The following is a 24,084-nucleotide window of genomic DNA, read 5'->3' on the forward strand; positions in this document are numbered from 1 at the left end:
TTGTCCTCCTCGAACAAACCCCCTCAAAGGAAACGGAATGAACCAGCGCCCGTTCCCCTCAGCGAACGCTCATGGTGAGACCAGCAAAGCGATCGCACGACAGCGCCCTCTCGCGCATCGTGTGCCGAGCCCGCCATAATTTCTCCTTTGCACACGCGTTGTGTCGGACAGCGGCGAGACCTATCCTTCCCAAAGATCGGACTGCCTCCCATTGGCGCCCGACCGGATGGAGAGCGCATCGATGCCTGACACGAACGACCCCAAGCCTGATACCGGCAAGGCCGATAACGCCAAGCCCGATGCCGCCAAGCCGGACGAGACACGTGCCGATAGCGGGCTGACTCGGGCCTACGACCGGATCAAGAGCGCAGAGGAAGACCTTGCGCGGCTGGACCGGCTGGTTTCCGGAATGGAACGCAACAGCGAAGCCCCGCGGACCTCGCACGCAAGCGCCGCCGCGACGGCAGCCGCCACTTCCGGCAACAAGACGCCGACGCCGGAAGCCAACGTTCTAAACACCAAGCCTCGCGATCAGGGCCTGAGGGGAGACCGGGCCATGATGCGCGCTTTGGCCATTCTCGTAATGGCGATCGGCCTGCTCGGTGCCGCCGTCGCATCGCAATATAGCGACGAGGCCAAATCGATCAGCAAGTCGATCACGGCGCGATGGGCTCCGCCGGCCGCGAGCAGTTCCACACAGGCGTCCACGGCGGAAAGCCCGGCGCAACCGGCGACGGTGCTGCTGGCGGCCGCGGATGAGCCGAGCCCGGTGCCTGCGCCGCCGGGGCCCAAGGACACGGAAAGCGCTCCGAAGCCTGCCGCCAGAGCGGCCGAGCCGTCATCGTCCGAGCTCGCGCAATCGCTCAAGGCCATCACCAGCGAGCTTGCGAACATCAACGGCAAGCTCGAGCAGCTGAAGAGCCGCAGCGAGCAGACCCTGCGCGACCAGGCCGCCACCATCGAGCAGCTCAAGGCCGCGCAGGAGAAGGATGCGGCGGACAATGCGCGCCTTGCCGCGCAGGTCCAGGCGCTGCAAACGCAACTGAGCGCGTCATCGGCGTCATCCGCCTCCGCAGCCGCCAAGCCCGTCGTGCGCAGCGTGGTGAACAACGATACGGCTGCGCGTGCCCGGGCGCACGTACCAGAGGCCGCGCCACGGCGCTCCAGGCCGCCGCGAGGCTCCTGGATGCCGCCGCCCTATATGGCCGGCCCCTATTACGGCGATCCGGATTGGTGAGCCCGCAAAGGCGCCGGCCTGTTTCTCGCACGCGCGATCGGGTTGATGCCGGCCCGACTCGACCCGCGCCTCAGCGTATCTCGCTCATGGTGACCTTTGCCGCGATCCCCGTCAGCTCGGGCTCTTGCGGCGCAAGCTCCTCATCGGAAGATGGGCCGAACGAGACGTCAGTCATTCTGCGTTTGACCTGTTCGCAGGTCTTGCGAACGTCTTCGGTGAACAGCGCGCATTCTTCGATACGCTTGAAGATCTTCCGTCCCTCTTCACGGTACCCGGCCGCCGTTTCTCGCATGAAGGCGATCGCATCATGAACCTGGGCCGTCAGCGCCTCGCACTTTTGCGCGGCGTCGATCAACTCGGTGCCCATGGCCTCGATCTCTTTCGCCGCGGACTCATAGTCGCGAATGACCGCTTCGGCACTGAGCGCACCGACGCGCGACACGCCCGCGGTGTGCTCGACGTAATCAGGCAGATTAATTGAAGTAATGGAGCTTCCCGACCGGATCGAAGTGATATCGGCTTCGAGTTGGACCAAGTTTACTCCGTCCCGTCTGTGCAATTGTTCGACACTTGCCATGACTGTTCTCCCAATACGCGCCCAGAACCCCAAGCAGCATTGGGTTTATTACGGGGATAAATGCCGTTCTACCCCGATGTATTGTTGACAGTCTTCACTTTGCCATTTTTAGTCAATTGCAAACTATGCACGCAGAGATGACCGGCCATCAAACTTCAACTTGTCAGTGCACCAGTGCCGTAGGGTGGGCAACGGCGCCCTTGCGCCGTGCCCACGATCTTCCGATCCGGCCACAGACACGTGGGCACGCTTCGCTTTGCCACCTTACGAATTGTCGCCTACCACCAATACGGCCAGCGCCATCCCTCATAGCGCACGTAGGACGGCACCAAGGGCGGGCCGTAGGGATCGACCTTGTCGTCCTCGGGGCGATAGCGATAGCGCGGGACGATGTTGTAGTCCCACGGCGTCGGCCGCAGCACGGGGGCCGTGACGATGAGCCGCTCTTGTGGGGCGCGAATGACGACGGCTTTCCGCGCCCTCGCATCCGCACCTGATGTTGCGAGGCTGCTCAGCACGAGCGCCGTTCCGAGCGCAAAGGCGGCGGTCATCTTTGTCATGCGTTGGTCTCCTTCGCTTAAAGAGTGCAAAAGGATGCCAGGCAAGGCAAACAAATTTCGCGCGAATTCGGGGGGATGATTGCCGGCTTTGCGACCCGCCTCCACCGTCATTGCGAGGAGCCCTTGCGACGAAGCAATCCAAAAATGTTTCCGCGGAGGGATTCTGGATTGCTTCGCTTCGCTCGCAATGACGGGGATAGAGCGGCGACCGTAGCGCAGACGGCGACGTCGCCGCTACGAAGCCCTACGCCGCATCCATCTCGTCGGGCGCGGCGCCCGCCACGAGCCGGTCCAGACCGACCATCAGCAACTCGGCGACGTGCATCAGCTGATACAGCGGAATGTCCACCTCGCCCTGCTCGGCCGACGCCACGAAAGCCGGCTTGACACTGAGGTGCTCGGCGAGCTGCGCCGTGGTGTAGCCGCGGGCCTCGCGCGCCGTCTTGACGCGTGCGCCGATGCCGCGGCGTTGCCGGGCCTGTTCCTCCGTGGTCATCATCACTGCCTGCTCGTCCGCGCTCGCATAGCCGTCCGCGAACACTGCCGATCAGCCGGCCCTTGCGCCAGGCGACGCGGCAGTGCTTACGCAAACCACTCGAGAAGATCAGCACGAACTGCTCGGCGACCCACAGCGACGCGTTGAGCTCCAGCCGCGCACCGGTGCCGGAGACATCGCGGATCGTGCAGGGCACGCTGACGGTGCTGCCGCTGCCGCCCCGATATGGCTTCGGGAACCGTCATGAGCGTGCCTTCTGGTGGTAGGGTCGCCGAGGTCAAGTTCTGGGAAGAACCCGATTTCTCTCGGCGAGCCGCAGTTCGCTTTGATCGCGCTCAGCGTCGCCGTGAACGGCGACCCGGCCGCCGTCATGCGCTCCGGTCTGATCCGAAGAGCAGACACAGCGCGGAATGCCTACAGCTCGGAGCCATGAAGCGACAGAGGCGACATTCCAACCGAGCGCCAGACCGTTGGAGTTGGCCGAGCGTATCGGCAGCCCGACTCAAATTAGTAACGGAGCCCTCGCAGAGGGTGTCCTCTGATTTCAGCTTACGTTCGCAGCACGGCGTCCCGTTTTTGGTGTACTAGATCGGCTTGCCCATGCCAGTGGAAACGGCGCCCATCGGGGTGCAGGTAGTGATTACGAGCGCAAACCGGCTGCACTGCCAGTCCGCGCCGAGCCCGGCGCTGGTGGGTGATGTCAGGTTAACCGACAGAAATGCCGCTACGCTGGCAAACATCACGTACGCCGCGATCAGCATCGCTCTCTTGTGGGTCCTTGGCTGAGGCATCATGGCCTTGGCTCCTGTACGATGGCCGGGAGATGACGGGGCAGGCTCCACAATCCCTGTCAGTCCTTGCGATCTAGTCCACGTCCTGACCCACACTTTTCGCTGGTGGCCCGAAGGCGTGCGCGATTGCTGGCACTGGATCAGCGCCGCAGCCGGACTCGCGCACCGGAGCAAACAGCATCTTTAGTAGATCAACCTCGTCGGCACAGGCGAGCAACCCGGGCGGAATGTCAACGCCGAGCGCTCTGGCTGTCATGGGATTGATGACCGGCTCAGACCTGGTTGGCTGCTCGACGGCCTTCGCGTGCGGCTGCTGCCTGGGTTTGACCGCGATCAAATTCAGCAGCGACGCCACCCCGATCATCACCAGGACGCCAGCAACACTGAGCGCGATCTGCATCGTCAGCCCCTCCGAGATGTCGAGCAGCGCCAGGTGGCTGACCAGCGTCAGCAGAACGCCAAGGCAGAAGATCGGCAGCGAATTCTGGCCACAGAGAATGGCGCCACGCATCACCGGCGTCGTCAGCCCTCGCCAATCGCGAGGCACGAGCCATGCGGCCAAAACTGCAAGGGCCAGAAAATGCGGCAGTCGCAATGGAGCGAGGTTCGATTTGTCCATCGGGTAAAACAGCGTCAGGAGTGCCTGCGGGACCAACGCTTCCGGCGGCCTGACGCTTGAGCTCAATGCGATAATGAGGCTGAACAACAGATAGAGAGCCGCGGCAACAAGCACGGTGCGGGAGGTCAGCCATGGTCGAAATCGCTTGCCCTCGATGATCCACCACGCGCCAAGCACAAGCAGCAGCTGCCAAGCCAGCGGATTGAAGAACCAGTGGCCGCTCGGCCATGCCGGGATGGTCCAGCCGAAGACGTGCACCAGTGCGTAAAGCAGCAGCGACGCGCCCAGCGTTGCGTTCGGCGCTCGCAGCAGCAGCCACAGCAGCGGCGCGAACAAGAGGTGATAAAGCACGAAGAGCGGCAAGATGTCGGTATTTACTGGGCGGTATTGCAGGACCGCCGCATGCGCGAGCGTCACGCCCGGCTGATCCAACAGAATGCGCGTATTGCTCTTGTCGGCAAGAGGACCGCCGCCTGCGAGGTGAACCACGACGGCGCAGGCGAGGGTGAGCAATAGAAATGCGACATAAATATCCCAGCTTCGCCACAGCGTCCGGCCGATCACGCCGGTCCAGCCCCCGCTCTGCCGTGCCTTGCCGTAGGACAGCGCGCAGGTCAAACCCGAAAGAAACATGAATACTTCCGCGGCATCGCTGAAGCCGTAGTTGCGCAGCGTCAGCCAACTCCCGATGTTGTTGGGGACATGATCAAGAAAGATCCACCAGAGCGCGATGCCGCGGCAGGCATCAATGCGCAGATCGCGGCCGTAGCCGCTCAGCTCCGGCAGCGCGCCTGCGAATGGCTTCGAGGTGGCAGTTCGATCAAGCATCTGGTTTCCCGTCCGGCGTCCACGCACGTTTCGAGAGGGACCGAAACCGACGAAAGACTTCGGCGGCGCCGAACCCGGCCGCGAATTAGGGCGACGCCTGGTGGACCCGACTGGCGCGGGAGGCTGTCGGTTGACGATTATCGTTCAACGGCACAGCGCGTAAATCAGCCGGAGGTCCTCACGGAGGGGTTCCTAGGTCCTATGATCAAAGTACCTACGGATATCCGCAGTCTGCATCCCACGACTCCTGTGGTCCGCCCTCGTTTTTTGGCGTCCCGTGATCTGATTACAATTACAGCATACAACGGCATTCAACTTCTATCTTGAGTGCCTAACCGTGAGCCGCTGGCTGGACCAGCGATGAAGAATGGACGGTTTCGGGGCCCATCTTCCCGCCAGCCTCTTCCTCGCCAAAGACCCAAAGGCGGGTGTATGATTTCTCAAATTGGATCTCCGCGCCATGGGATGACGGAGAGCTTTCATGAAAGTCCTTATTGTTGACGATCATGCATTGATACGCGAGGCGTTGTGCGCCGTCCTGAGACAGCTGAAGCGAGAAGCCGTCATATTTGAAGCTTCGAGCAGCCGTCAGGCGGTGGACATAGTCGAGGAACATCCCGACATCAGCCTCATCTTGCTTGATATCAATTTGCCCGACAGAGATGGCTTCTCCGTCCTCCGCGAACTGCGAGACAACTATCCAACCATTGCCATCATCATTCTTTCGTCCTCGAATGATCAAGACACGGTCAAGCGCGCTTTCAAACTCGGCGCGCTGGGTTTCATCCCTAAGACGACCGAACGCGAGGTCATGCTCAACGCCATCGAGTTGGTGTTCTCTGGCGGTATTTACATTCCCTCTGAAATTCTGGAGGAAACCCCGTCTGCGCGGCTTACGAATGAACCAACGACGCCCGACTTTCTCAAGCGTCTCGGATTGACCGATCGGCAGATCGATGTGCTTGCGCTTCTGATGAAGGGAAAAAGCAACAAAATCATTGCCAAGACGCTCAACATGGCCGTGCCGACAGTGAAAAATCACATCACGGTCGTTCTCAAGGCGCTCAGCGTAACGAGCCGCACCGAGGCAGTCATAAAAGTAGGAAAAATGGGCTGGGAATCGCCGCCGAAATCCGAGTCATGAAGCGGCCCGGGTATCCCTCCCATCGTCACGATCCATCAAGAGCTCGTGCATGACAGCGCGGAGCCGCATTGGATCGACAGGCTTGTGCAGCAAAATGTATCCTCTGTCCCTGACCTCGCGTGCTGGTTCAGGTGCCGTATCGCCGCTGATGAGAATAGCCGGAATGGACGAACCAAACGCCGCATTGATTTCTTCAATGGCTCGGATCCCGGTCTTTCCATTCGCAAGATGATAATCCGAGATGATGAGATCGGGGCGCTGTTGGCGCTCCGCAAGTCGGATCAGGGCCGCTTCGTCGGATCCGGTGGTAAGGACGGTGTATCCCCATCGGCCAAGCAATCCGCCCGTTCCCTCCTGGACGATTGTGGCATCGGCAATGACAAGGACGACCTTGCCTTCGACGGCAAAGGCTGCGGGGTGCGGAGGATCGACGGGCTCGGCGGATGTGCCGCATTCATCGGCCATCGGAACCAGGATCGCGAATCGCGAACCTCGGCCCACGGTCGAAGCCAAGTCGATTGGATAGTTGAGAAGCAGGCGAAGCCTGTCGACGATAGCCAAGCCGAGCCCCATGCTGCCGTACCGGTTCCGGTCTCGGGCGGCCAGTTGAAAGAACTCGCCAAAGATATTCTGCTTCTGATCCTCGGGAATGCCGGGACCACTATCCCACACTTCGATGCGCAACATTTGACCGCGCCGGCGACAGCCGACAATGATCCCACCCCGCAACGTATAGCGCACTGCGTTGGATACCAAATTGAGCAGTATGCGTTCGAGCAGCATGGCGTCGCTCCGCACCCAGGCGTCGCTTCGCCTGACGCGTAGACGCAAGCCCGTTTCTCGCGTTGCCTGATCAAACGTCGTCTCAATTTTTTGCAACAGGCGCGCGATCGGGAATTCGGTAATTGTGGGGATGAGGATTCCAGCATCCAGTTTGGACATATCCAGCAGCGAATTGAGCATTTCTTCCATTTCCTTGCGCGTTGCATCGACCAGCTCGATCGTCCTTGTCCGTTCCCCCGATCTGAGCGGCATGCGCAGCTGGGCAATGAACAAGCCCAGTGCATGCAATGGCTGCCGCAAATCGTGGCTTGCCATGGCAAGGAAGCGCGATTTTGCTGCATTGGCGAGCTCGAGCTCCTGCGTACGCTCCGCGACCTTCCGTTCGAGTTCGACCTGCGCGCGGCGCAGACGTTTCTCCCCCCGCTTACGGACCTCGACGTCGGCGCTCAGTAACAAGCTCGGAACCGTAATGCTGATCAGAAACATCAACACCAGCAGGAATGAAACGTTGAGGTCCGCGGTCGTGAAGGGGCCGCCGCCCGTGAGCGTCCCCCAGACCGTGATGCCTGCAAGCACAAGCGCAACCGTTGCGGTGTCACGTGGACCGCGGCGCAGCGCCGCCCACAACATTGGCAGGATCGCGAGAAAACCCAGTGGATCTCTGGTCGGCGTTTGCTTGATCAGGGGGCTGAAAGCAATGAGGCCAACAGCCGCCGCCGTTGCGAGGACGCCGATCGTCTCCAGACAATCATCGCGGTTGAAAGCACGGTCGTGGCTTGATGCCCAAAGCACGATAACGGGGGCAATGACCAGCGCGCCGGTCACATCTCCCAGCCACCATGTGACCCAGGCGTCCGCGAAATTGGTCCGATCAATGTACCCGGCGGTTTCCAGGCTGGTCAGTCCAATGCTGGCGCTGATCGGGGTCGCGATCACGATGCAGATCAGAGCAAACTTCGCGACGGAATTTGGTCTCGAGAACGTATGACGTCCGCGCGACCATCGATTGATCAGATGTGCGCCAACAACGGCCTCAAGCGTGTTGCCGGTCGCAATCGCAATTGCGGTGGCAATGGAGCCGGCGGTGGTCGCGTTTGCGATCACCGCTGCAATGAAGATTGCGGGCCAGGTCCGATACCCCCACAACAGCACCGCCGCCAGAGCGAGACCCGTCGGCGGCCAAATTGGCGTTGCACTCGGATGAACAGAGGCGAGAGCCAAGCCGCCTTTTGCCAGGACGAAATAGGTCACTCCAATCGCGACCAGGCCGCCGGCATACTTGGTGCCTCGGCGGAAATTCAGCTCCGGCGTTAGCGATCGTGGATTGGACATCGTCGACGCCTGGACCAGGCAGCTGGATTGTCCATCATGGCTGACCTCTTGATCTCCCTGATATCGAAGATCGCTACTTTCCCGTTTACCAAGCGGTTGATCGAGACCCTACGTCCAATCGTGCGACAAAGCAAAACTCGAAGAGATGCGTTCAGATCGGAGATCAGCAGTCTGCCGACGGACGAAGAGATGGCGCGTGTTTGGTTCACGAGGGCAAACTCCCTGCCGATGCCGATCGGCATCGGTTTGGGGCTGGAATGGGCGGGCGGTGAATATAGCGAAGACGGAGCCTTCCGGAGGAATGCTTTGGCCCGGATGTCGCGCGTCATGGAAAACTGGCCCCTCAGCGTCACGAGGAATTGCCCCCTCGTCGGATAGCTGAGGAGAGAGTGAATGAAGCGGGAACGAATCACTGAAGGCTCGCCGTGGAACGATCCACGGGGGGCAGGTGATGAAGACGCCGGATGACGTGGCGGAGATGATGCGCCTGAGGGCGTGCGGGTGGGGTGTGAAGCGGATTGCGCGGCAGCGGCATGGTGCTGGAGCACGTGCTGAAGGCGGCCGGCAACGACCTCAGTCGCGAGAGCATCCTGCGGCAGGCGCTGTCGATCAAAGACTTGGAATTGCCGATGCTACTGCCCGGCATCAAGATTAATACCGGCGAGAGTGACCATCTGCCCGTCGAGCAGCTGCAGTTCATGCGCTTCACCGGAAGCAGTGCGAGCGGTTCGGCGAGGTGCTCTCGACCAAGTAGCGCGTCGATATCGAACCGCATGCTTGCCGGTTAGATGGCCAGCGCGCGGCTCTGGACGTTCATGTGATCGATCCGACTCCGTGGTCCCATTTGGGGGCACGCCTTTCTCTGCGGAGGGCCTTCCGGCGAGGCGGCCCGACTTCAGCAAGTCGGGAAAAATAGGCAACCATTCTGCCGTATCTTCGGAACCTTGCCATCGTCGGCGGGTTCTCGCAGGCCGCATCCTGCGGCCGGGAGATTTCCATGAAAAAGCTGATGCTGACCTGCGCGGCCGCCGCGCTGATTTCGACCGGCGCGATGGCGCAGTCTACGGTCGTCACCACGACCACCGGCACGGGTCATGCTGCCGCCGTGCAGATCGAGCCGGAATACCGCACGAAGATCCGCACCTACGTCACCGAACACAAGGTCCGTCCCGTGCATACCCGCGAGAAGATCGTGATCGGCCAGCCCGTGCCGCGCGAGGTCGAGCTCGAGGCGGTGCCCGCCGACTGGGGTCCCTCGCTCACCAAGTACCGCTATGTCTACTCGGGCGAGCGCGTGATGCTGGTTGATCCGTCGACCCGCACGGTCGTCCAGGAGATCGACTGAGTCCTTGGCGGGTCGCTGAAGCAGCGGCCCGCCAGTCCGATCCGGCCCGCCCAAAACCTGATCCCCTTTCACGAGCGGCCAGTTCATGCCGATCATTCGTTATTTCGTCTTCGTGGGCGGTTTGCTGCTGGCCCTGCTCTTCGCTGCAGGTACCTCGTTTCACTAGCTACATAGGACAGGCGCAGCCAGCAATACACAGGCATCGGACGTCCATTCCTACAGCTATCCAGCGCGGAACGGCGTGCCTTCCTCCTCGTCTTGATGAAACTCTACGGGTGGCCCTTCCTGGGGCTCACCCTGTCAGCGTCGCCCCGGGCTTTAGCTAGATCGCCGACAGCAGCAGCGATGAATGAAGGGTCATTGCTCTCAACCGCTGCTTCTAGATAGGCGACCCGCTGATCCGGTGTCTTCAGGTGGTCCTGAACATCGAACTTGGTTGTCTTAAGCGGCATATCAAACCTCCTTCGCCATCCCCTTGGCGATCCTGATGTCCATGTTCTGGGTCCGCTTATCGTCGCCGCAAAGCAGAATGACCACGGTGTCGTTTCGCGTCTGTCAGGCCGATCAGCGGTTGAACTTTGGGCGCTTAAGGCATGGTGCTCAAAGAAATTTTCTCGATGAGTGATCTACCCTGGGTAATAAGATCTCGGCTGGCAACACTCAAGCCAATCCCAGGATTTTCGGGTACACGCTCCAACAGCCTATCTGGCCCGAAACGGGGCCGGGTGTCCTGCGGCGGTCGATAGCTCAGCGGCACGCGTTGGGAAGCAAACTGTCGTTTTCGGTTCAATTTAAGTCGTTTAGGTTCAATCGGAGTCTGGACCTGCCGATCCGTTGGATGGGCGGCTAGGCTGTCGCAGATTTCGGTTTTCAGGCCCGCCCCCAGCTAACCTCGTCCTGCGACGGCGGGCTGGCTGCTAGCGCGGGCCCGCGGTGGCGCCCGAAGGTCCAATTTCTTCTTCCTACAGGACGGCCCGTAGCTCGCGTTCGGCCGCGCGACAAAAATTCCCAAAAATGGAATTGTCCTCTTCCATTTTTGGGAACTCCTGGGTAGTATCCTTTCATGCTGGTGATCGGCACGGACATTGTGGAGCGCTATTTTGCCGAGCGCTCTGGTCATCGGGGCATCGATGCGGCGCGCGCTCAATACAGGGCATGGCTTGCGATTGCGGAGAGTTCGGACTGGCGGACGCCGCAACAGGTGAAGCGATCGCATCCCAAGGCGAGCATCCTGAAAGGCGGACGTGTGGTGTTCAACATCAAGGCCAATGACTACCGCCTGATCGCCATAGTTCAATACCGTGATGGTGTGTTGATGATCCGCTTCTTCGGCAGTCATGAAGACTATGACAAGGTCAACGCAGAGACGGTATGATGAAGGCAACATTGATAATTATCCAGAACCAGGCCGATCATGAGGCGGCCAAGGCGCTTGTCGGCAAGCTGATGCAATCGAACGAGGCTGCCGATCGAGCCCGCATGGTCGCGCAGGCTCGCCTTATCGAGGCGTATGAACGCGCGCGCTGGCCGCGCAAAGCGCCGCCGTTGCCCGATTTGTTGGCCTATTTGGTGGAGCAACATGGTTTGACGCGCGCTGATCTTGTGCCGCTTCTGGGCACTGCGAGTCGGGTTAGTGAGGTCATGTCCGGCAAGCGCGAATTGAGCATGACGATGGTGAAGCGTCTGCGCGAGCGTTTCAATATTCCGGCGGATTTGCTGATTTCAGCGAGTGGAAGTGTTGCTGCTTAGGTCGATCGGTACCGCGACGGTCTGAGTTGAATTTGCCGGAAAGGAGCAGACTCGGATGGAACCAAGTTCTGGCCAACCGACTCGGGTGGAGCCAGAATGGACTCTGAAGGGCCATAATCCGTGAACTGAAACTACTGCGCTTTTTCGCTCCGAGACTCCGATCGAACCAGAAACGACATTATTTGTCGTTTCGCGTTCGATCTGAGTCTTTTTGCTTCAATCGGAGTCTGACCGATCGCAGTGCTTTGACCGCAGGCTCGGAATTGGAGAACAGCCCAGGCGTTTGTCGGGCATGCACCCATCGATCAACGTCCAGCGAACTCCACGCCCCCAAAGCGCGTCGGCTGGCACGAATTGAGTCAGCAGTTACGCCTGCTTCTCTGATCTCTGAGACGATCCGGGAACACCGGCAAATAGGCGCTTCGCCCTCTCAAATTGCGCTCGTTCGAACGGTCCGTCAGGGTCCGGCAGTGGCAGCCCGGCTTCTCTCGACAGCACGTAGACGTCGGCGACGTTGTAGGTGGCCCCCATCTCATCGGCCGCCCGCTCTGCCGATATCTCGCCATGCGAGTAGCTGCGGAGGATGGAAGTCAGCCGGTCGTCCATCAGATGCTCCTCTGGATCAGCGTCGCTTCGGCCTGCGGGTTGGACCGGGTGTCGATCTCGGCGATCCTAGTCCACGTAGCCTCCGCGTCCGCGAGCAGCCCGCGCTCCTGCGAGAGTCGCAGGAAGTACCGGCTAGTCATTACCACGATGTCCTCGGGGAGACCCTCCCGCCGCAGCATGTTCGGGATCTTGCCGTTCTCGTAGATGATGAGCGCCGGGCCGCCTTCGTGCACGATGTTGTCGGCGAGCCAGTCGACGATGGCTCGCTCTACCGAGTTGCGCGGCGGCCGCACTCCGGTCTTGATCGCGAGCTCGTAGACCGGACCAAGATCGGTGTCGGCAAGCGAAAGACGCGATCCGCGGTTTGCCTCGATCCAGGCCGAGATCTCCGGCGCGAACGGCTTGCTCTGGTCGAGCGAAGTCTCGAGCCGTACGACGTCCGCGAGCACGACATGCCCATACTCGAACAGCAGGTCGAGCTGACCGACCGCCGCTAGGTGGATCAGCGGCGACGAGTCGGCCATCACCACGGTCGGCCGCAGGTCTGAAAACGGCATCGCACTCATCGAAGCATCTCCTCTCACCAAATATCGGCTCCCGGCGGCCGACCCGCAAGGTCTACCGGACCGCCCCGGCCCCATGCCGCCGCGCCCGGCACGGGTCGCAGGACGGGTCCAACGGGCCTCTAAAACTGGCAAAGCCCCCTACAGCGGCTTGGGCGCTTCCTGAAGGCCTGGCCGATGCTCCTAGCAGGGAAAAGCTCTCCAGTGCACCGGATCCGCGCGTGTGTATGGCTTCGTTTCAGGACGAGACGGATACCCGACTTCTTGAGCGTGCTATATTCCAACTGACGATGGCCACCAAACCTATCCAATTAACCGACGCCGCCTTCCTGATGTTGCGGAAGGCAATAGGTCATGCCGACTCCGAGATCGGTTTGTGGGTCAGTGCCGCCGACATCGTGCCCGCCGCCGAGCTTATCGAGGCGGGATATGCCACTGTCCGTAACGTGGGTGAGAGACCGGCATTACATGCGACCCCCACCGGCGTCGAGTACATCAAGATGATTGACGCCCTGACCAAGCCAGATGTGGACGGCATGCAAAACGATTTCGGCGAGAAATTGGTAAAAATGAAGGGCTCCGTCGATCCGACCTTGAAGCTCGGGTTCTGATTTCGGTGGAGGCGGGCGACCTGTCGGGCAGGAGCTCGATCTCTGCGGTAGCGCGCTGAGCGCAGCCCTCCACCGCCTGACTGCCTTGTCGCGGACGACCGATGACCTAAGCGACTCCAAAGGAAGCGTAATCGCGGTCAACTGACTCCGATCGTACCAGCATCGACTCCGAAGGAAACGGAAATCGTCGCCTGAACGGCCTACCCTTTTCTTCGCGCAGACTCCGATGGAACGAGAGATGACATTATTTTGTCGTTTCGGGTTCGATCTGAGTCTCTCTGCTTCAATCGGAGTCCGCCGCCGCGGGAAATGTTGGAAGTCCGATCGGCTCTAACCCAGCCTTCGGCCTATATCGCTCGGCGTACGATGAACGGATCATCGTCATCCTTGGATTCATCCGCGGTGATGACCTTCAAGATTGCTTGCCAGGCGTGCTCGGCCTCCGCGATTCCAAAGTGCGCGAATAGTGCCTCGACGAACGCGCGGGTACCGAACACATCGAGGTTGATCCGGCGCATTCCCTTCAATGCATCTCGCCCATCGGACTCGTCCATAAGCACGATGATTGTCTGCCGCGGCTGCACCTTGCCACGAAAGCTCTTCAGCGTCTGGATAATGCTGGCTTCGCCTAGATCGCGGGAATTGGGCTTCCTCTCGGGATCCGAGCCCTGCGCCCTCCAGCCGTCCAACGCAAGTTGGTACGTTCTGTAGGTGTCGGTTTCCACGCGGCGAATGCGGAATTTGTTCGCGGCGATCCACGAACGCGTGTAGGCAAGCCAGCGACTCCGCGGATCCCTACCCGAGTCCGGATCGCGCGTGACCTCCTCCATGACCATATCTGTCATCCAGATCGTGCCGCAGGGCTCCATCAGCCAATCCAGGCGCTGGATCGCTGACAGCATCACAATCGGCGACGCATCCATGATGAGGAATATCGGATCCTTATCGCTGAACCCCTGAGCGTTCACTTGGCGCCTCGAACAAAGTGCTTTGCAAACCTGTCGGCTTCGCGGCGCACCAGGTCCTGGTTGATGCCAGCAGCGGCATCCTTTGCCATGTGATGGACGGCCTCGACCGGGTCGTGCTCGGGATAGCCAAGCACATCGTCGGGTTCGGGGCCGAACACTGTCGGCTGCCGTGCAATCGCTTCGAGCGGGATTTCTTCGCGAGCCAGGGTCTTCAATCTGCGGAATTCCTCGACCGACATCACTACAGCGCGCGGCTTACCGTGGCTGGTGATAACGACCGGCGCCTGAGCGGCAGCTCGCTGGATTTCACCGGACTGCTGCTGGAGGTCCAAAGAAGAAAATAGACGCATGGACATAATACGTAAAATACGTGTTTTTGTCTCATTGTCAACGGTCCAGCCCTAGCCGAAGAGCAAGGCTTGAGTTTTTGCGACATGTGACGTATATTAAGCGACACGTGACGCGAGGACCACTATGACTGCCACAGCCGAGAAGCCGGGGCCAACGGGGCCGGGCAATGATCTGCAGAAGGTGGCCGATTTGCTCGGCGGGCCACGCATCCTGTCGCGCCGGATCACAAGCGCCCTCGACGCTCACGAACTGCTGCTGGACGGACTGCCAGGCTCTGCGTTGACCCACTTCGTCCGTCACCTCCTTATCATTCAAACGGACTCGTTGGAAAAAGCCTTCGGAATGAGCCTTCGCACCTTCCAGCGACGCAAGGACGCTCCGGACAAGCCGCTCAGCCAGGAGCAAAGTGGGCGGACCTGGAAGTTTGCCGAAGTCCTGGCCAAGGCCACCGACGTGTTCGGTTCGCAGGAAGAAGCCGAGCAGTGGCTCGAGCGTCCGGCCATCGGTCTTGACCAGCGTCGCCCGATCGACCTGCTGGCCACTCCGGCCGGCATCGAGCTCGTTGAACAGTACCTCACACGCCTCGCATACGGCGTCTATGCATGACGCCTTCTGTAGGGCCATTGGGAGGCGGCAAGCTCATCGCTTGGCGCCTCGATCAGGCGCGCTTTGCGTCGACCTGGGATAGTGGCGAAGGCGCATTCCGGGCCGGCGGCCGGTGGAACAGCCAAGGCGTTCGCGTTGTGTATTGCGCGCTTGATCCAGCGACCGCGATACTCGAAGTGGCCGTTCACAAAGGCTTCAAACCGCTCGACACTCTCCCGCACATGTTGACCGCGCTTCATATCGCCGACGTGTCTGACGTTCATATTGTTCGCCCTGCCGACGTTCCGAATGCCAATTGGCTGCGACCTGGAATCCCAAGCGCAGGCCAGCAGGCGTTCGGGGACGCGCTCCTGGCCAAGCACAAATTCGTCGTGATCCCCAGTGTGGTATCCAATCACAGCTGGAATCTGATCTTCGACCCGACCAGGGCGAAAGGCGCGTACCAGCAGCACCTTCAGGAAGCGTTCGCGCTAGATACGCGCCTTCATCCTTCGACATCACCGCCCTAATCCGTCCCCGTCGCAGTACGATCTCGCCTGACCGACCAAGTGACTCCAATGGAATCCCAATTCTGGCTACCTGACTCCGATGGAACCAGAATAGACTCCTAAGGAGCCATAATCCCCAGACTGAAATTATTGGATTTTCTCGCTCCAAGACTCAGATCGAACGCGAAACGACAGCCGTATCGTTTTTCGTCCGATCTGAGTGGTTGGCGCTCGATCGGAGTTTAACGGGGCCAATCTAGCGGACGATATTCCAACTGCCCCGCCACACTTTGCAATCAAGGTTCGGCCGAGTTCAATAGAGGGCCACACTTGATTTGCGACCATCTGACACATAATAGGCGACACTTGGCGCGAGGGCTACTATGACTGAGAAACCGACTCCAGAGGGGCCAGGCAATGATCTGCAGAAGGTGGCCGATTTGCTCGGCGGGCCGCGCATCCTGTCGCGCCGGATCACAAGCGCCCTCGACGCCCACGAACTGCTGCTGGACGGACTGCCAGGCTCTGCGTTGACCCACTTCGTCAGTCACCTCCTCTTCATTCAAACGGACTCGTTGGAATAAGCCTTCGCACCTTTCAGCGACGCAAGGACGCTCCGGACAAGCCGCTCAGACGGGAGCAAAGTGGGCGGACCTGGAAGTTTGCCGAAATCCTGGCCAAGGCCACGGACGTGTTCGGTTCGCAGGAAGACGCGGAGCAGTGGCTCGAGCATCCGGCCATCGGTCTTGAGCAGCGTCGTCCGATCGACCTGCTTGCGACCCCGGCGGGCGTCGAGCTCGTTGAACAGTACCTCACACGCCTTGCATATGGCGTCTATGCATGACGCCTTCTGTGGAGCCATTGAGAGGCGGCAAGCTCATCGCTTGGCGCCTCGATCAGGCGTGCTTTGCGTCGACCTGGAATAGTGGCGAAGGCGCATTCCAGGTCGGCGGCCGGTGGAACAGCAAAGGCGTTCGCGTCGTGTATTGCGCGCTTGATCCAGCGACCCCCGCACCGATCGGCCTCCGAAGCCGAAGGCAATTCAACACGAAAATCCGGACAGCCTAATCTTATTGACAGTCCTCCCAAGTTCGGTTGGCCTCGCTTCCTTCAATCGCGTGACTGTGAAGACGTTGGGGTCGTGCTCAGCTGAAGACCGAAGCGCCGACGCAGTGCAGCCTATAAGCCATCCATCGATCCCCGAGACCGGCAGCCTAATCTCCGGCTGCTAACAACCTCGTGTCAGCAGCTTTGTTAGTCGAGACGAATGATGGTGCCGTAAGGGCCTACACCGGATGGATACGTGACGCCGTGGTCATCGCTGCCATCGAGGCTGGTGTGCCGTCCCTTGTTGAGGCCCGGGCGCTCGTCGACCAGTTCCACGACATGATCCGAAAGGGACGAGGCGACACTCGACGTCTGGATCGCAAACACAAAGACAAGCCTCGTCTCATCCCTCGCCACGGGAGACCTCAAGGACAGAGCCGCAGTGTGCGCTGCGATTACCGAGCCTTGGTCAAACGGCCAGGTCGAAGCACAAATTACGAAACTCAAACTCGTCAAACGACAAATGTATGGCCGCGCGAAACTCGACCTTCTCGAAGCACGATTGCTTGGGTCTGCGTGATCCGCGACAACATCATCAAATGTGCGCCGGAGCCAGCTTTCGACGCCGTTTCACAGTCTGTCAGCACGGATTAGCCGTGCAGCACGCCGGCGACTTCATCTTCCGCTGCAGCGACCACGCGCGCGGGCTCGCTCATCAACAAGTCCTGCGGACGCTTGCTGCCAAGGCAACTGTTGATCGACGCGAACCAGTAGGCGAGGCCCCAGTCGTCCTTTCGTCCGCGAAATACGGCGAGCACTGCCGCGAGGGCATCGACTGGCCGATAGTTGGTTGCAGGGTCCAAAGCGTAACCGGGGAAGTAGTCCACTCCTCGATGGGGCACGGCGAAAATCCGCCCGTCTTCCTTCCATTTGGTCGGCTGGTCACTTGGGTTCGTAGCGCTGAACCCCGAAATCTGGACGATCTGCGCCGCGGTCAACCAGTCACCGCTTTCAAGCACTGCGTTGCGCGCTTCTGCGGTCATACGGGCTTCGACTTCTTTCATAGAAACACCGTCCATTCAGCGCGGTAAGGCGCGCTTTCCACTTTGCACATTGAGGCGATGCATTGATATTAGCATAAGAGGTCCCATTCCGCGCGAAGACAATGCAGTTCTCCGCCCAGTTGCTTTGGGCCCGTGCCGCGGACCGCCCGACTAGAGGCGGTCACTTGATAATCGAAGGCCACGCCGAGACCGTGCTGGAATTCATTGGATCAGGCCCGGCTTAATGGTGCGCCATCTTTCGTTGCGACAATCATCGAAATTGCGTCAGAGCCAAAGTTCGGCGCTTTTTCACACCCTGACTTTCAATAACCCCGATTATCGGAAGTCAGTTCGTCGGGTACGGCAACATGTCTTGACCCCGCGGCCGTGACGCTCGTTCGAACGGCCAAAGCGGCATTGTTAGGTGACACTGAACTCCTCACGCAGCGAGAGGCTTTCCATCAACCCTTCTTCCGAGCCAAAGAGCCCGAAGGCATTTAATCCGTAGTCTTCCAATTCCGTCATCACCGTTTCTCGCTCGGAGCTCGGCAGTTCGAACTTGAAGATGATGTCCTGCTGGAAATCCTTCTTAGGATCAAACGGTTTGCAAACGTCGTTGGGCTAAGGAAATACGGCCCGTTGTCGTCCCACATGGTACATGTGGTATACTGCGAGCGTTGCGCAAAATGTCGCTTGGGGCCAGAAATATAGGGTCCGCACACGCGGATTGCCGGCACATCATTGCCACCAACCTTCATCCCACTCCGATCGCGCTCGCGATAAGCAAAAAATAGCGACGTTCTCGGCAATAGAGCGCGCTCGGAAAGCGAAAAACGCCGCCACGAACCGAGAGGTGCTCCAGTCTACGACCGCGCCTCGTCCCCGAGCTCCCGCTGTTCGGAAGCCAGACCAACGAAGGCGGGGAGATCTTGCTCTCCGGACAGGTTGACGCGGTCGCGCTCGATGCCGCCGGTGCCATCGACGCCGTAGTCGATTGGAAGAGCGACGTGGCTCCGGACGCGTCGAGCATCAGCCATTACAGGCAGCAGATCGCCGCCTATCGTAAGCAGACTAAGGCCAAGCGGGGGCTGCTGGTCTTCATGACTACCGGGCAGGTGGTTGATGTCTCTTGAGTAGCCATGCGCCTAGTGTCCAGCGTCGAGCCGACGGCCGGGATGATTTTTCGCCGCGGCTCACGGGCTGGCCAATATTCGTAGTGTCATCCCCCACGTGTCCATCAAGAGTGTCAATCGGCGTTCAAATTTGCCCCCTCATCGGCGTCCAATTTTGACCCCTTTGCGCGGCGGGCTTTGCTGGTAGCGCTCGTCTCGTCGGAGCTGGCCGGGATAGCGGAGGCGAGACGAGCGCGGGTGGCGTGATCGTCGTCTCGGCTCTTGAACCGCCAGCTATCGTCGCCGGTCTCGACAATGTCGCAGTGATGGGTCAACCGGTCGAGCAGCGCGGTGGTCATTTTGGCGTCGCCGAACACGCTCGGCCATTCGCCGAAGGCGAGATTGGTGGTCACGATGACAGAGGCGCGCTCATAGAGCCGGCTGACGAGGTGGAAGAGAAGCTGGCCACCGGACTGGGCGAAGGGCAAATAGCCGAGTTCGTCCAGCACGATGAAGTCCATCCGGGTCAGATGCTCGGCGAGCCGTCCTTGCCGTCCGTTGCGGGTCTCGGTCTCGAGGCGATTGACGAGGTCGACTACGTTGAAGAAGCGGCCGCGAGCCCCGGATCGGATGCAGCTTCTGGCGATGGCAATGGCCAGGTGGGTCTTGCCTGTGCCGGTGCCGCCAACCAGCACGACGTTGCGTTGTTGGGCGATGAAGCCGCCGCCAGCGAGATCATTGACGAGAGTCTGATTGATCGGCGTGCCGTCGAACTGGAAGTCGGCAATGTCCTTGGCAAGCGGCAGCTTGGCAATGGTGAGCTGGTATTTGATCGACCTGGCTTGCTTCTCGTTGATCTCGGCGTTGAGCAGGTCGCCGACAATGCGCTGAGGTTCGTGCTGGCGTTTGACGGCAGTTGCCATGATCTCGTCGAAGGCAGCCTTCATGCCGTAGAGCTTGAGTTCGCCCATGAGATCGAAGATTTGGGTTCGTTCCATCAGATGGTCCTCCGGAGGTTGTCGTAGCGGGCACAATCGGCGATCGGCGCATGACGGAGCGTCAGTGCGGCCGGCGTCATGATGTTGGCCGGTGGGGCGGGTTCACGTTGACGGGCTAGGATATTGAGCACGACATCGGCGGAATGGACGCTGTGACTGAGCGCTTCGGCACAGGCCGCTTCCACCGCGGGCAGACCGTCAGTCAGCACCGCGTTGAGGATGTCGACCATCTGCCGATTGCCATCGTCGGTGCTGGCAAGCTTGCGCCGGATCCGCTCGATCGCGGCCGGCAGCACCCAGTCTTTGAAGGGAGCACCGTTGCGCAAGGCGCCGGGTTTGCGGGCGAGCACCGGCACATAATGCCAGGGGTCGTAGACGGTCTCGCCGCGGCCAAAGGATCGCGGGTGCTCGGCAACGATGCGTCCATCCTGACGGATCACGATGCGATCGGCATAGGCTTGAACCTCGACCGGTCGTCCGACTGCGCTGGCTGCGACCGAGTATTTGTTATTGTCGAAGCGCACCAGGCAGGTCTTCGAGACCGATGCCGTCACCGCATGGAAGCCGTCGAAGCGGCCGGCATAGGGAGCGAGTTTGGGGCGTTCGGCTTCAAACACGGCCCAGATCGTCTGATCGACCAGCTCCGGATGGCGATGAGCCTTGGCGTAGGCGATGCATTTGTCGAGCAGCCAGGCGTTTAACTCGTCGAGGTTTTTGAACCGCAGCCGCGGCGTGAAGAAGCGTTCCCTGACCAGCCCGACCTGGTTCTCGACCTGCCCCTTCTCCCAGCCCGACGCTGGCGTGCAGGCGACCGGATCGACTAGATAGTGACTGCACATCTGCAGGAAGCGGCGATTGTAGAGACGCCCTTTACCGACGAAGATCGTCTCTACGGCGGTCTTCATGTTGTCGTAGATGCCGCGGGTGCAGGTGCCTTTGAACAGGGCGAACGCCCGGTCGTGGGCGTCGAACACCATCTCCTGCGTCTCCCGCGGATAGGCCCGCACGAACAGCATGCGGCTGTGACAGAGCCGGACATGGGCGGCCTTCACCATCACCGTGGTGCCGCTCAGCAAGACCACCTCGTGGCTCCAGTCGAACTGGTAGGCTTCGCCGGGGGCAAAGCTCAGCGGGACATAAGCGGCCGCGGTCGATTGCCCGCGTTCTTTGCTCCACCGCCTGGCGTAACGCCGCACCGCATCGTAACCGCCGTCGTAGCCGCTCCCGCGCAGCTCTTCGAAGATCCGGATCAGCGTCAGCTGTTCACGAGCCGGTTTGGTCGCGTTCGCCGCCAGCAGCCTATCGAGCTCCGATGCCCACCACCCCAGCTTTGGTCGTGGCTGCACCTGCCGCTCGTACTCGAAGGAGGTCCTTCCGGACCTCAGCACCTTCCGGACCGTGTTCCGCGACACCTTCAGGTCGCGGGCGATCTCCTTGATCGTCTTGCCCTTGATGAAGTGCTCGCGCCGAATCCGCGCAATCGTCTCCACGACCAGCATCCCCGACCACCTGCTTCATTCCAAAGCAGGCAGCGCAACAGACCAACCTACAGGGGGTCAATTTTGGACGCCGATCCCCCGGCTTAGGGGGTCAATATTGCAGGCCGAATGACACCAACGAGTGCTTTGCGCTGGAAATCTCTCTGTGCCAACATGATAGACTGGACCAACTGACGCGTAGCGGCGAGAGCGTCAATCCCAAACGCACAACATTTCAAATGGATCTACCAATCATGCGATTGTGCGCGAAGATATACGATTTCCTGCGTTTCACACGCCAACTGATCAGCCTTCCAGCACCGGAGCCCGCAGCGCGATAGTTTTCCCATCCGGCTGCCGGAAGTCGGCCGTCAGCTGATGTTGTTCAACGCAAGGTCGATGGCAGCAAAGATTTCGGCGATCTGTTCCTCGGTGATGATCAGAGGCGGCGAGATCAGCAGCGTATCGCCGCTGCGACCAGCAAGCGATTGATTGTTCTTTGCCCGCCGCTATCTCTTAATGCGCGACTGGACCAGGCGTCGGCCCTAATTCTGCAACCGCTATCGCCGGCCCGTATCCATCACCTCACGCCGTTCGTCTCGGGCGCCGCGCCTGTCTGATGCACCCGGTCCAATCAGAGACTCGGCCGCTCTGACATCTTTTGACTCAACATGCCGACGCGCAGAAACGTTCAGTCACACGCGGCCCAATTTGGATCCAGGTGTCTCATTAACGAGCGCGGGTCGGCAGAAGGGCGACGCTCGATTCCATCAAGATCGGTCGTTCGTCGAGTAGTTCAGCTTTGCTTGAGCGGGAAAGCGGGGTCTGCAGCGTCGAAGAGCTTGATGTTCGCGGAGCGGTGCGCGGTGTGCAGCTGACCAATGGATCGAAGCCTGCCAGCGACGATCAATGTTCTAGAAGGAGGGCAGATGACTGTCGCAATAGTCGGTGCAATGAGAATCCTGCCAACGCGCCGGTTGAATATGCCACGGAGCCTCGGTTTTTCGATGCTGATGGCCGTCGCCGCCGCATCCCCTGCATCAGGGCAGGAGAGCTTCAATAGCGTCGCCGGTTCATGGTCGGGCAGTGGTTGGATGAAGCCTAAGGACGGGCCCCGGGAGCGGGTTCGCTGTAAGGTCGACTACGTGCCCAGGAACGAAGGCCAATCCGTCAAGATGAATGTGCGCTGCGCGAGCGACGCGTACAAGATGGATCTGGGCGCCACGATCGAACAAAGCGGCTCGGAGCTTTCAGGAAACTGGTTTGAAAGCGAGTACCGCGTCGGGGGCAAGGTCTATGGGAACAACCAGAATGGCGTGATCGATGCCCGCATCGAGGGCGATAAGATCACAGCGCTGCTCGTCGTTCGTACGAAAGGAAGCCGCCAATCCTTCGTCATGGAGTCGCCGGGAGCTTGGGTATCCGAGGTCGCCATCGATCTCACGCGCGATGCGCGGTGACGCGAACAAAGTGCCGACGCGATCTCTCTCATGGCTCGCATGTGTGCTGTTGACGTCGTGCGCTGTGCAGCCCAAAGGCTCGCCGATGGCTCCGGAGCCGTCGAAAGTCATGGGCTTCCTGAGGAAAGTTGCTGCCGAAGCTAAATTGGAGGAGCCTGTCGAGGTCTCAGAGCCTATCCGAGCCCATCCGATCTCCTCCTTTCCTTGGATCATATGTTTGCGAAGCGGCGCCACGGAGTTGTCAAAGCGGCGTCCTTACGCGGTGCTATTTGAAGGCAACCGCTACGTTGAGGCGCGACTGTCGGTGATCGTCGACCGCTGCGAAGGGCAATCGTTCGCAGCCCTGCCGAAATGATGCAGAGGCAGGGAAGGTCGACTGAGCGACCACAGGCTCAGGAGTGCTCGTCCAGGTAGCTAACCTTGGCGGCGAGCTGATAGCCGCCGTTGCGCACCGTCTTAAAGATGTGGTTTGCGCCGCTCTCTGCAAGTTTGCGCCGAAGTCGACTGATCAGGACATCAATGGAGCGGTCCAGGACGTCTCCATCGCGCCCGCGGGTCAGATCGAGCAGTTGGTCGCGAGACAGAACGCGGCCGGGACGGTCGAGAAACGTCAAGAGGAGATCAAACTCCGCCCCGGTCAAATCGATCGAGGTGCCTTGCGGAGCGACCACCGACCGGGCGGACGGATCGGCGACGAACCCTTCGAAGAGGTAGCGACCTTTCCCACCGTGAGAGGGGCGGCCATCGTCGCCCCGTCGGAGCACAGCGCGGATACGGGCGATCAATTCACGCGGATTGAACGGTTTGCCGAGATAGTCGTCGGCGCCGATCTCGAGGCCGATGATCCGATCCACGTCTTCCTTCAGAGCCGTGAGCAGGATGATCGGAATCCGCGATCGCGTGGACCGGAGATCGCGACAAAGATCGAGTCCGGACCCGTCCGGGAGCATCACGTCCAGCACGATCAGATCGATTTGATTCGTGGCAATCCGTTCACGTACTTCCGCGCAGCGGGACGCGAGTTGAACCCGGAAGCCCTGCTCCTTGATGTAGCGAGCAAGGAGCTTGCGGATCTCTAAGTCATCATCGACGACAAGGATTTGGGGAATGTGCATAGGCGCCGGTTTAGTCCGGTTGGAACAGGCTGAAGGGTATTATTTGTAACGAAGGCTGTCCTCAATTCGGACTGGACATCTTTCGACACAAATTGCGGTCGGTCAGCAACATTAGGTCATCCGCGGCCAGATTCCGAGCCATGTAGCCCGTTTATCACGAGCGCAGGGTTCACAATA

25 protein-coding genes and 6 pseudogenes are annotated in these 24,084 nt (G+C 60.2%); 15 read left to right on the top strand and 16 right to left on the bottom strand.

Going from position 1 to position 24,084, the window contains the following annotated elements; all coding sequences use genetic code 11:
- The first annotated feature begins 241 nt into the window (after window positions 1-241).
- Window positions 242-1,237, top strand: coding sequence for a hypothetical protein (locus tag AC066S_RS16735; RefSeq protein ID WP_235885120.1), 996 nt, complete (start codon window positions 242-244; stop codon window positions 1,235-1,237).
- Window positions 1,238-1,307: 70 nt separating this feature from the next.
- On the opposite strand, the gene AC066S_RS16740 is transcribed toward AC066S_RS16735, so the two are convergent.
- The 5 genes and pseudogenes from AC066S_RS16740 to AC066S_RS16760 all read right to left on the bottom strand — a co-directional run bounded on the left by AC066S_RS16740 (window position 1,308) and on the right by AC066S_RS16760 (window position 5,108).
- Window positions 1,308-1,772 (bottom strand): hypothetical protein, encoded by a 465-nt coding sequence (locus AC066S_RS16740; RefSeq protein ID WP_235885119.1) that lies wholly within the window; start codon window positions 1,770-1,772, stop codon window positions 1,308-1,310.
- A gap of 320 nt (window positions 1,773-2,092) precedes the next feature.
- Window positions 2,093-2,374 (bottom strand): hypothetical protein, encoded by a 282-nt coding sequence (locus AC066S_RS16745; protein ID WP_135169818.1) that lies wholly within the window; start codon window positions 2,372-2,374, stop codon window positions 2,093-2,095.
- A gap of 244 nt (window positions 2,375-2,618) precedes the next feature.
- A pseudogene (locus AC066S_RS16750) lies at window positions 2,619-3,066 on the bottom strand (helix-turn-helix domain-containing protein).
- Between the two features lie 388 nt (window positions 3,067-3,454).
- Entirely contained in the window at window positions 3,455-3,631 is a 177-nt protein-coding gene (locus AC066S_RS16755; protein WP_478270213.1) for a hypothetical protein, read from the bottom strand.
- Between the two features lie 103 nt (window positions 3,632-3,734).
- A complete protein-coding gene (locus tag AC066S_RS16760) occupies window positions 3,735-5,108 on the bottom strand; it encodes an OpgC domain-containing protein (protein ID WP_167767545.1) in 1,374 nt (457 codons plus the stop codon).
- A gap of 481 nt (window positions 5,109-5,589) precedes the next feature.
- Between AC066S_RS16760 and AC066S_RS16765 the strand changes: the two genes are divergently transcribed.
- Window positions 5,590-6,252 (top strand): response regulator, encoded by a 663-nt coding sequence (locus AC066S_RS16765; RefSeq protein ID WP_135169816.1) that lies wholly within the window; start codon window positions 5,590-5,592, stop codon window positions 6,250-6,252.
- On the opposite strand, the gene AC066S_RS16770 is transcribed toward AC066S_RS16765, so the two are convergent.
- Window positions 6,247-8,367, bottom strand: a complete 2,121-nt coding sequence (locus AC066S_RS16770) for an MASE1 domain-containing protein (RefSeq protein WP_478270214.1) — start codon at window positions 8,365-8,367, stop codon at window positions 6,247-6,249. The genes AC066S_RS16765 and AC066S_RS16770 overlap by 6 nt on opposite strands.
- Before the next feature lie 36 nt (window positions 8,368-8,403).
- Here AC066S_RS16770 and AC066S_RS16775 point away from each other — a divergent pair, with 36 nt between their 5' ends.
- The 3 genes and pseudogenes from AC066S_RS16775 (at window position 8,404) to AC066S_RS16785 (ending at window position 9,712) form a co-directional block, all read left to right on the top strand.
- A complete protein-coding gene (locus AC066S_RS16775; protein ID WP_167767543.1) occupies window positions 8,404-8,745 on the top strand; it encodes a hypothetical protein in 342 nt (113 codons plus the stop codon).
- A gap of 149 nt (window positions 8,746-8,894) precedes the next feature.
- Window positions 8,895-9,121: pseudogene (locus AC066S_RS16780) on the top strand (ABC transporter substrate-binding protein); the annotation flags it as partial.
- A gap of 243 nt (window positions 9,122-9,364) precedes the next feature.
- Entirely contained in the window at window positions 9,365-9,712 is a 348-nt protein-coding gene (locus AC066S_RS16785; RefSeq protein ID WP_135169815.1) for a DUF1236 domain-containing protein, read from the top strand.
- Between the two features lie 269 nt (window positions 9,713-9,981).
- Here the strand turns inward: AC066S_RS16785 and AC066S_RS16790 are convergent, their stop codons facing one another.
- A complete protein-coding gene (locus AC066S_RS16790) occupies window positions 9,982-10,164 on the bottom strand; it encodes a helix-turn-helix domain-containing transcriptional regulator (protein ID WP_347338955.1) in 183 nt (60 codons plus the stop codon).
- A gap of 611 nt (window positions 10,165-10,775) precedes the next feature.
- Here AC066S_RS16790 and AC066S_RS16795 point away from each other — a divergent pair.
- A complete protein-coding gene (locus AC066S_RS16795; protein ID WP_130370874.1) occupies window positions 10,776-11,087 on the top strand; it encodes a type II toxin-antitoxin system HigB family toxin in 312 nt (103 codons plus the stop codon).
- Window positions 11,084-11,461, top strand: a complete 378-nt coding sequence (locus tag AC066S_RS16800; RefSeq protein WP_235885116.1) for a helix-turn-helix domain-containing protein — start codon at window positions 11,084-11,086, stop codon at window positions 11,459-11,461. Before AC066S_RS16795 ends, AC066S_RS16800 begins: the two co-directional genes overlap by 4 nt.
- Window positions 11,462-11,827: 366 nt before the next feature.
- On the opposite strand, the gene AC066S_RS16805 is transcribed toward AC066S_RS16800, so the two are convergent.
- Window positions 11,828-12,067 carry a hypothetical protein gene (locus tag AC066S_RS16805; RefSeq protein WP_135169814.1) on the bottom strand — a complete coding sequence of 80 codons (240 nt, stop codon included), beginning with the start codon at window positions 12,065-12,067 and terminating at the stop codon, window positions 11,828-11,830.
- Window positions 12,067-12,633 (bottom strand): hypothetical protein, encoded by a 567-nt coding sequence (locus AC066S_RS16810; RefSeq protein WP_135169813.1) that lies wholly within the window; start codon window positions 12,631-12,633, stop codon window positions 12,067-12,069. The genes AC066S_RS16805 and AC066S_RS16810 overlap by 1 nt, the downstream gene beginning before the upstream one ends.
- 224 nt (window positions 12,634-12,857) lie before the next feature.
- On the opposite strand from AC066S_RS16810, the gene AC066S_RS16815 reads away from it, so the two are divergent.
- Window positions 12,858-13,241 (top strand): hypothetical protein, encoded by a 384-nt coding sequence (locus AC066S_RS16815; RefSeq protein ID WP_135169812.1) that lies wholly within the window; start codon window positions 12,858-12,860, stop codon window positions 13,239-13,241.
- 347 nt (window positions 13,242-13,588) lie between these two features.
- Here the strand turns inward: AC066S_RS16815 and AC066S_RS16820 are convergent, their stop codons facing one another.
- Both AC066S_RS16820 and AC066S_RS16825 read right to left on the bottom strand, forming a co-directional pair.
- Entirely contained in the window at window positions 13,589-14,209 is a 621-nt protein-coding gene (locus AC066S_RS16820; RefSeq protein ID WP_135169811.1) for a PIN domain-containing protein, read from the bottom strand.
- Window positions 14,206-14,559, bottom strand: coding sequence for a type II toxin-antitoxin system prevent-host-death family antitoxin (locus AC066S_RS16825; RefSeq protein WP_167767542.1), 354 nt, complete (start codon window positions 14,557-14,559; stop codon window positions 14,206-14,208). The genes AC066S_RS16820 and AC066S_RS16825 overlap by 4 nt, the downstream gene beginning before the upstream one ends.
- Window positions 14,560-14,683: 124 nt before the next feature.
- Here AC066S_RS16825 and parS (AC066S_RS16830) point away from each other — a divergent pair, with 124 nt between their 5' ends.
- The 4 genes and pseudogenes from parS (AC066S_RS16830) to AC066S_RS16845 all read left to right on the top strand — a co-directional run.
- Entirely contained in the window at window positions 14,684-15,166 is a 483-nt protein-coding gene (gene parS / locus AC066S_RS16830) for a type II RES/Xre toxin-antitoxin system antitoxin (protein WP_135169809.1), read from the top strand.
- Window positions 15,163-15,675, top strand: coding sequence for an RES family NAD+ phosphorylase (locus tag AC066S_RS16835; protein ID WP_135169808.1), 513 nt, complete (start codon window positions 15,163-15,165; stop codon window positions 15,673-15,675). Before parS (AC066S_RS16830) ends, AC066S_RS16835 begins: the two co-directional genes overlap by 4 nt.
- A gap of 362 nt (window positions 15,676-16,037) precedes the next feature.
- Window positions 16,038-16,498, top strand: a pseudogene (parS, locus tag AC066S_RS16840) (type II RES/Xre toxin-antitoxin system antitoxin).
- A pseudogene (locus AC066S_RS16845) lies at window positions 16,495-16,662 on the top strand (RES family NAD+ phosphorylase); the annotation flags it as partial. The pseudogenes parS (AC066S_RS16840) and AC066S_RS16845, both read left to right, overlap by 4 nt.
- A 246-nt stretch (window positions 16,663-16,908) precedes the next feature.
- On the opposite strand, the gene AC066S_RS16850 reads toward AC066S_RS16845, so the two are convergent.
- Window positions 16,909-17,037: a hypothetical protein gene (locus AC066S_RS16850; protein ID WP_283810607.1), complete on the bottom strand. Its 129-nt coding sequence runs from the start codon at window positions 17,035-17,037 to the stop codon at window positions 16,909-16,911.
- 55 nt (window positions 17,038-17,092) lie between these two features.
- Here AC066S_RS16850 and AC066S_RS16855 point away from each other — a divergent pair.
- Window positions 17,093-17,281 (top strand): annotated as a pseudogene (locus tag AC066S_RS16855) (ISL3 family transposase); the annotation flags it as partial.
- A gap of 70 nt (window positions 17,282-17,351) precedes the next feature.
- Here the strand turns inward: AC066S_RS16855 and AC066S_RS16860 are convergent.
- Window positions 17,352-17,765, bottom strand: a complete 414-nt coding sequence (locus AC066S_RS16860; protein WP_135169807.1) for a hypothetical protein — start codon at window positions 17,763-17,765, stop codon at window positions 17,352-17,354.
- Between the two features lie 908 nt (window positions 17,766-18,673).
- Here AC066S_RS16860 and AC066S_RS16865 point away from each other — a divergent pair.
- Entirely contained in the window at window positions 18,674-18,877 is a 204-nt protein-coding gene (locus AC066S_RS16865; RefSeq protein ID WP_167767541.1) for a hypothetical protein, read from the top strand.
- A 113-nt stretch (window positions 18,878-18,990) separates the two neighbouring features.
- On the opposite strand, the gene istB is transcribed toward AC066S_RS16865, so the two are convergent.
- Together istB and istA are read right to left on the bottom strand one after the other, a co-directional pair.
- The gene (gene istB, locus AC066S_RS16870; protein ID WP_478270215.1) at window positions 18,991-19,854 is read right to left on the bottom strand and encodes an IS21-like element helper ATPase IstB; all 864 of its coding nucleotides are present in this window, start codon (window positions 19,852-19,854) and stop codon (window positions 18,991-18,993) included.
- Between the two features lie 8 nt (window positions 19,855-19,862).
- Window positions 19,863-21,353 (bottom strand): annotated as a pseudogene (gene istA / locus AC066S_RS16875) (IS21 family transposase); the annotation flags it as partial.
- A 908-nt stretch (window positions 21,354-22,261) separates the two neighbouring features.
- Between istA and AC066S_RS16880 the strand changes: the two are divergent.
- Window positions 22,262-22,792: a hypothetical protein gene (locus AC066S_RS16880; protein ID WP_235885115.1), complete on the top strand. Its 531-nt coding sequence runs from the start codon at window positions 22,262-22,264 to the stop codon at window positions 22,790-22,792.
- Between the two features lie 392 nt (window positions 22,793-23,184).
- Here the strand turns inward: AC066S_RS16880 and AC066S_RS16885 are convergent, their stop codons facing one another.
- Window positions 23,185-23,907 (bottom strand): response regulator transcription factor, encoded by a 723-nt coding sequence (locus AC066S_RS16885; protein ID WP_135169804.1) that lies wholly within the window; start codon window positions 23,905-23,907, stop codon window positions 23,185-23,187.
- Window positions 23,908-24,084: the final 177 nt, after the last annotated feature.

It is taken from the genome of Bradyrhizobium sp. CFUWI (assembly GCF_056429085.1).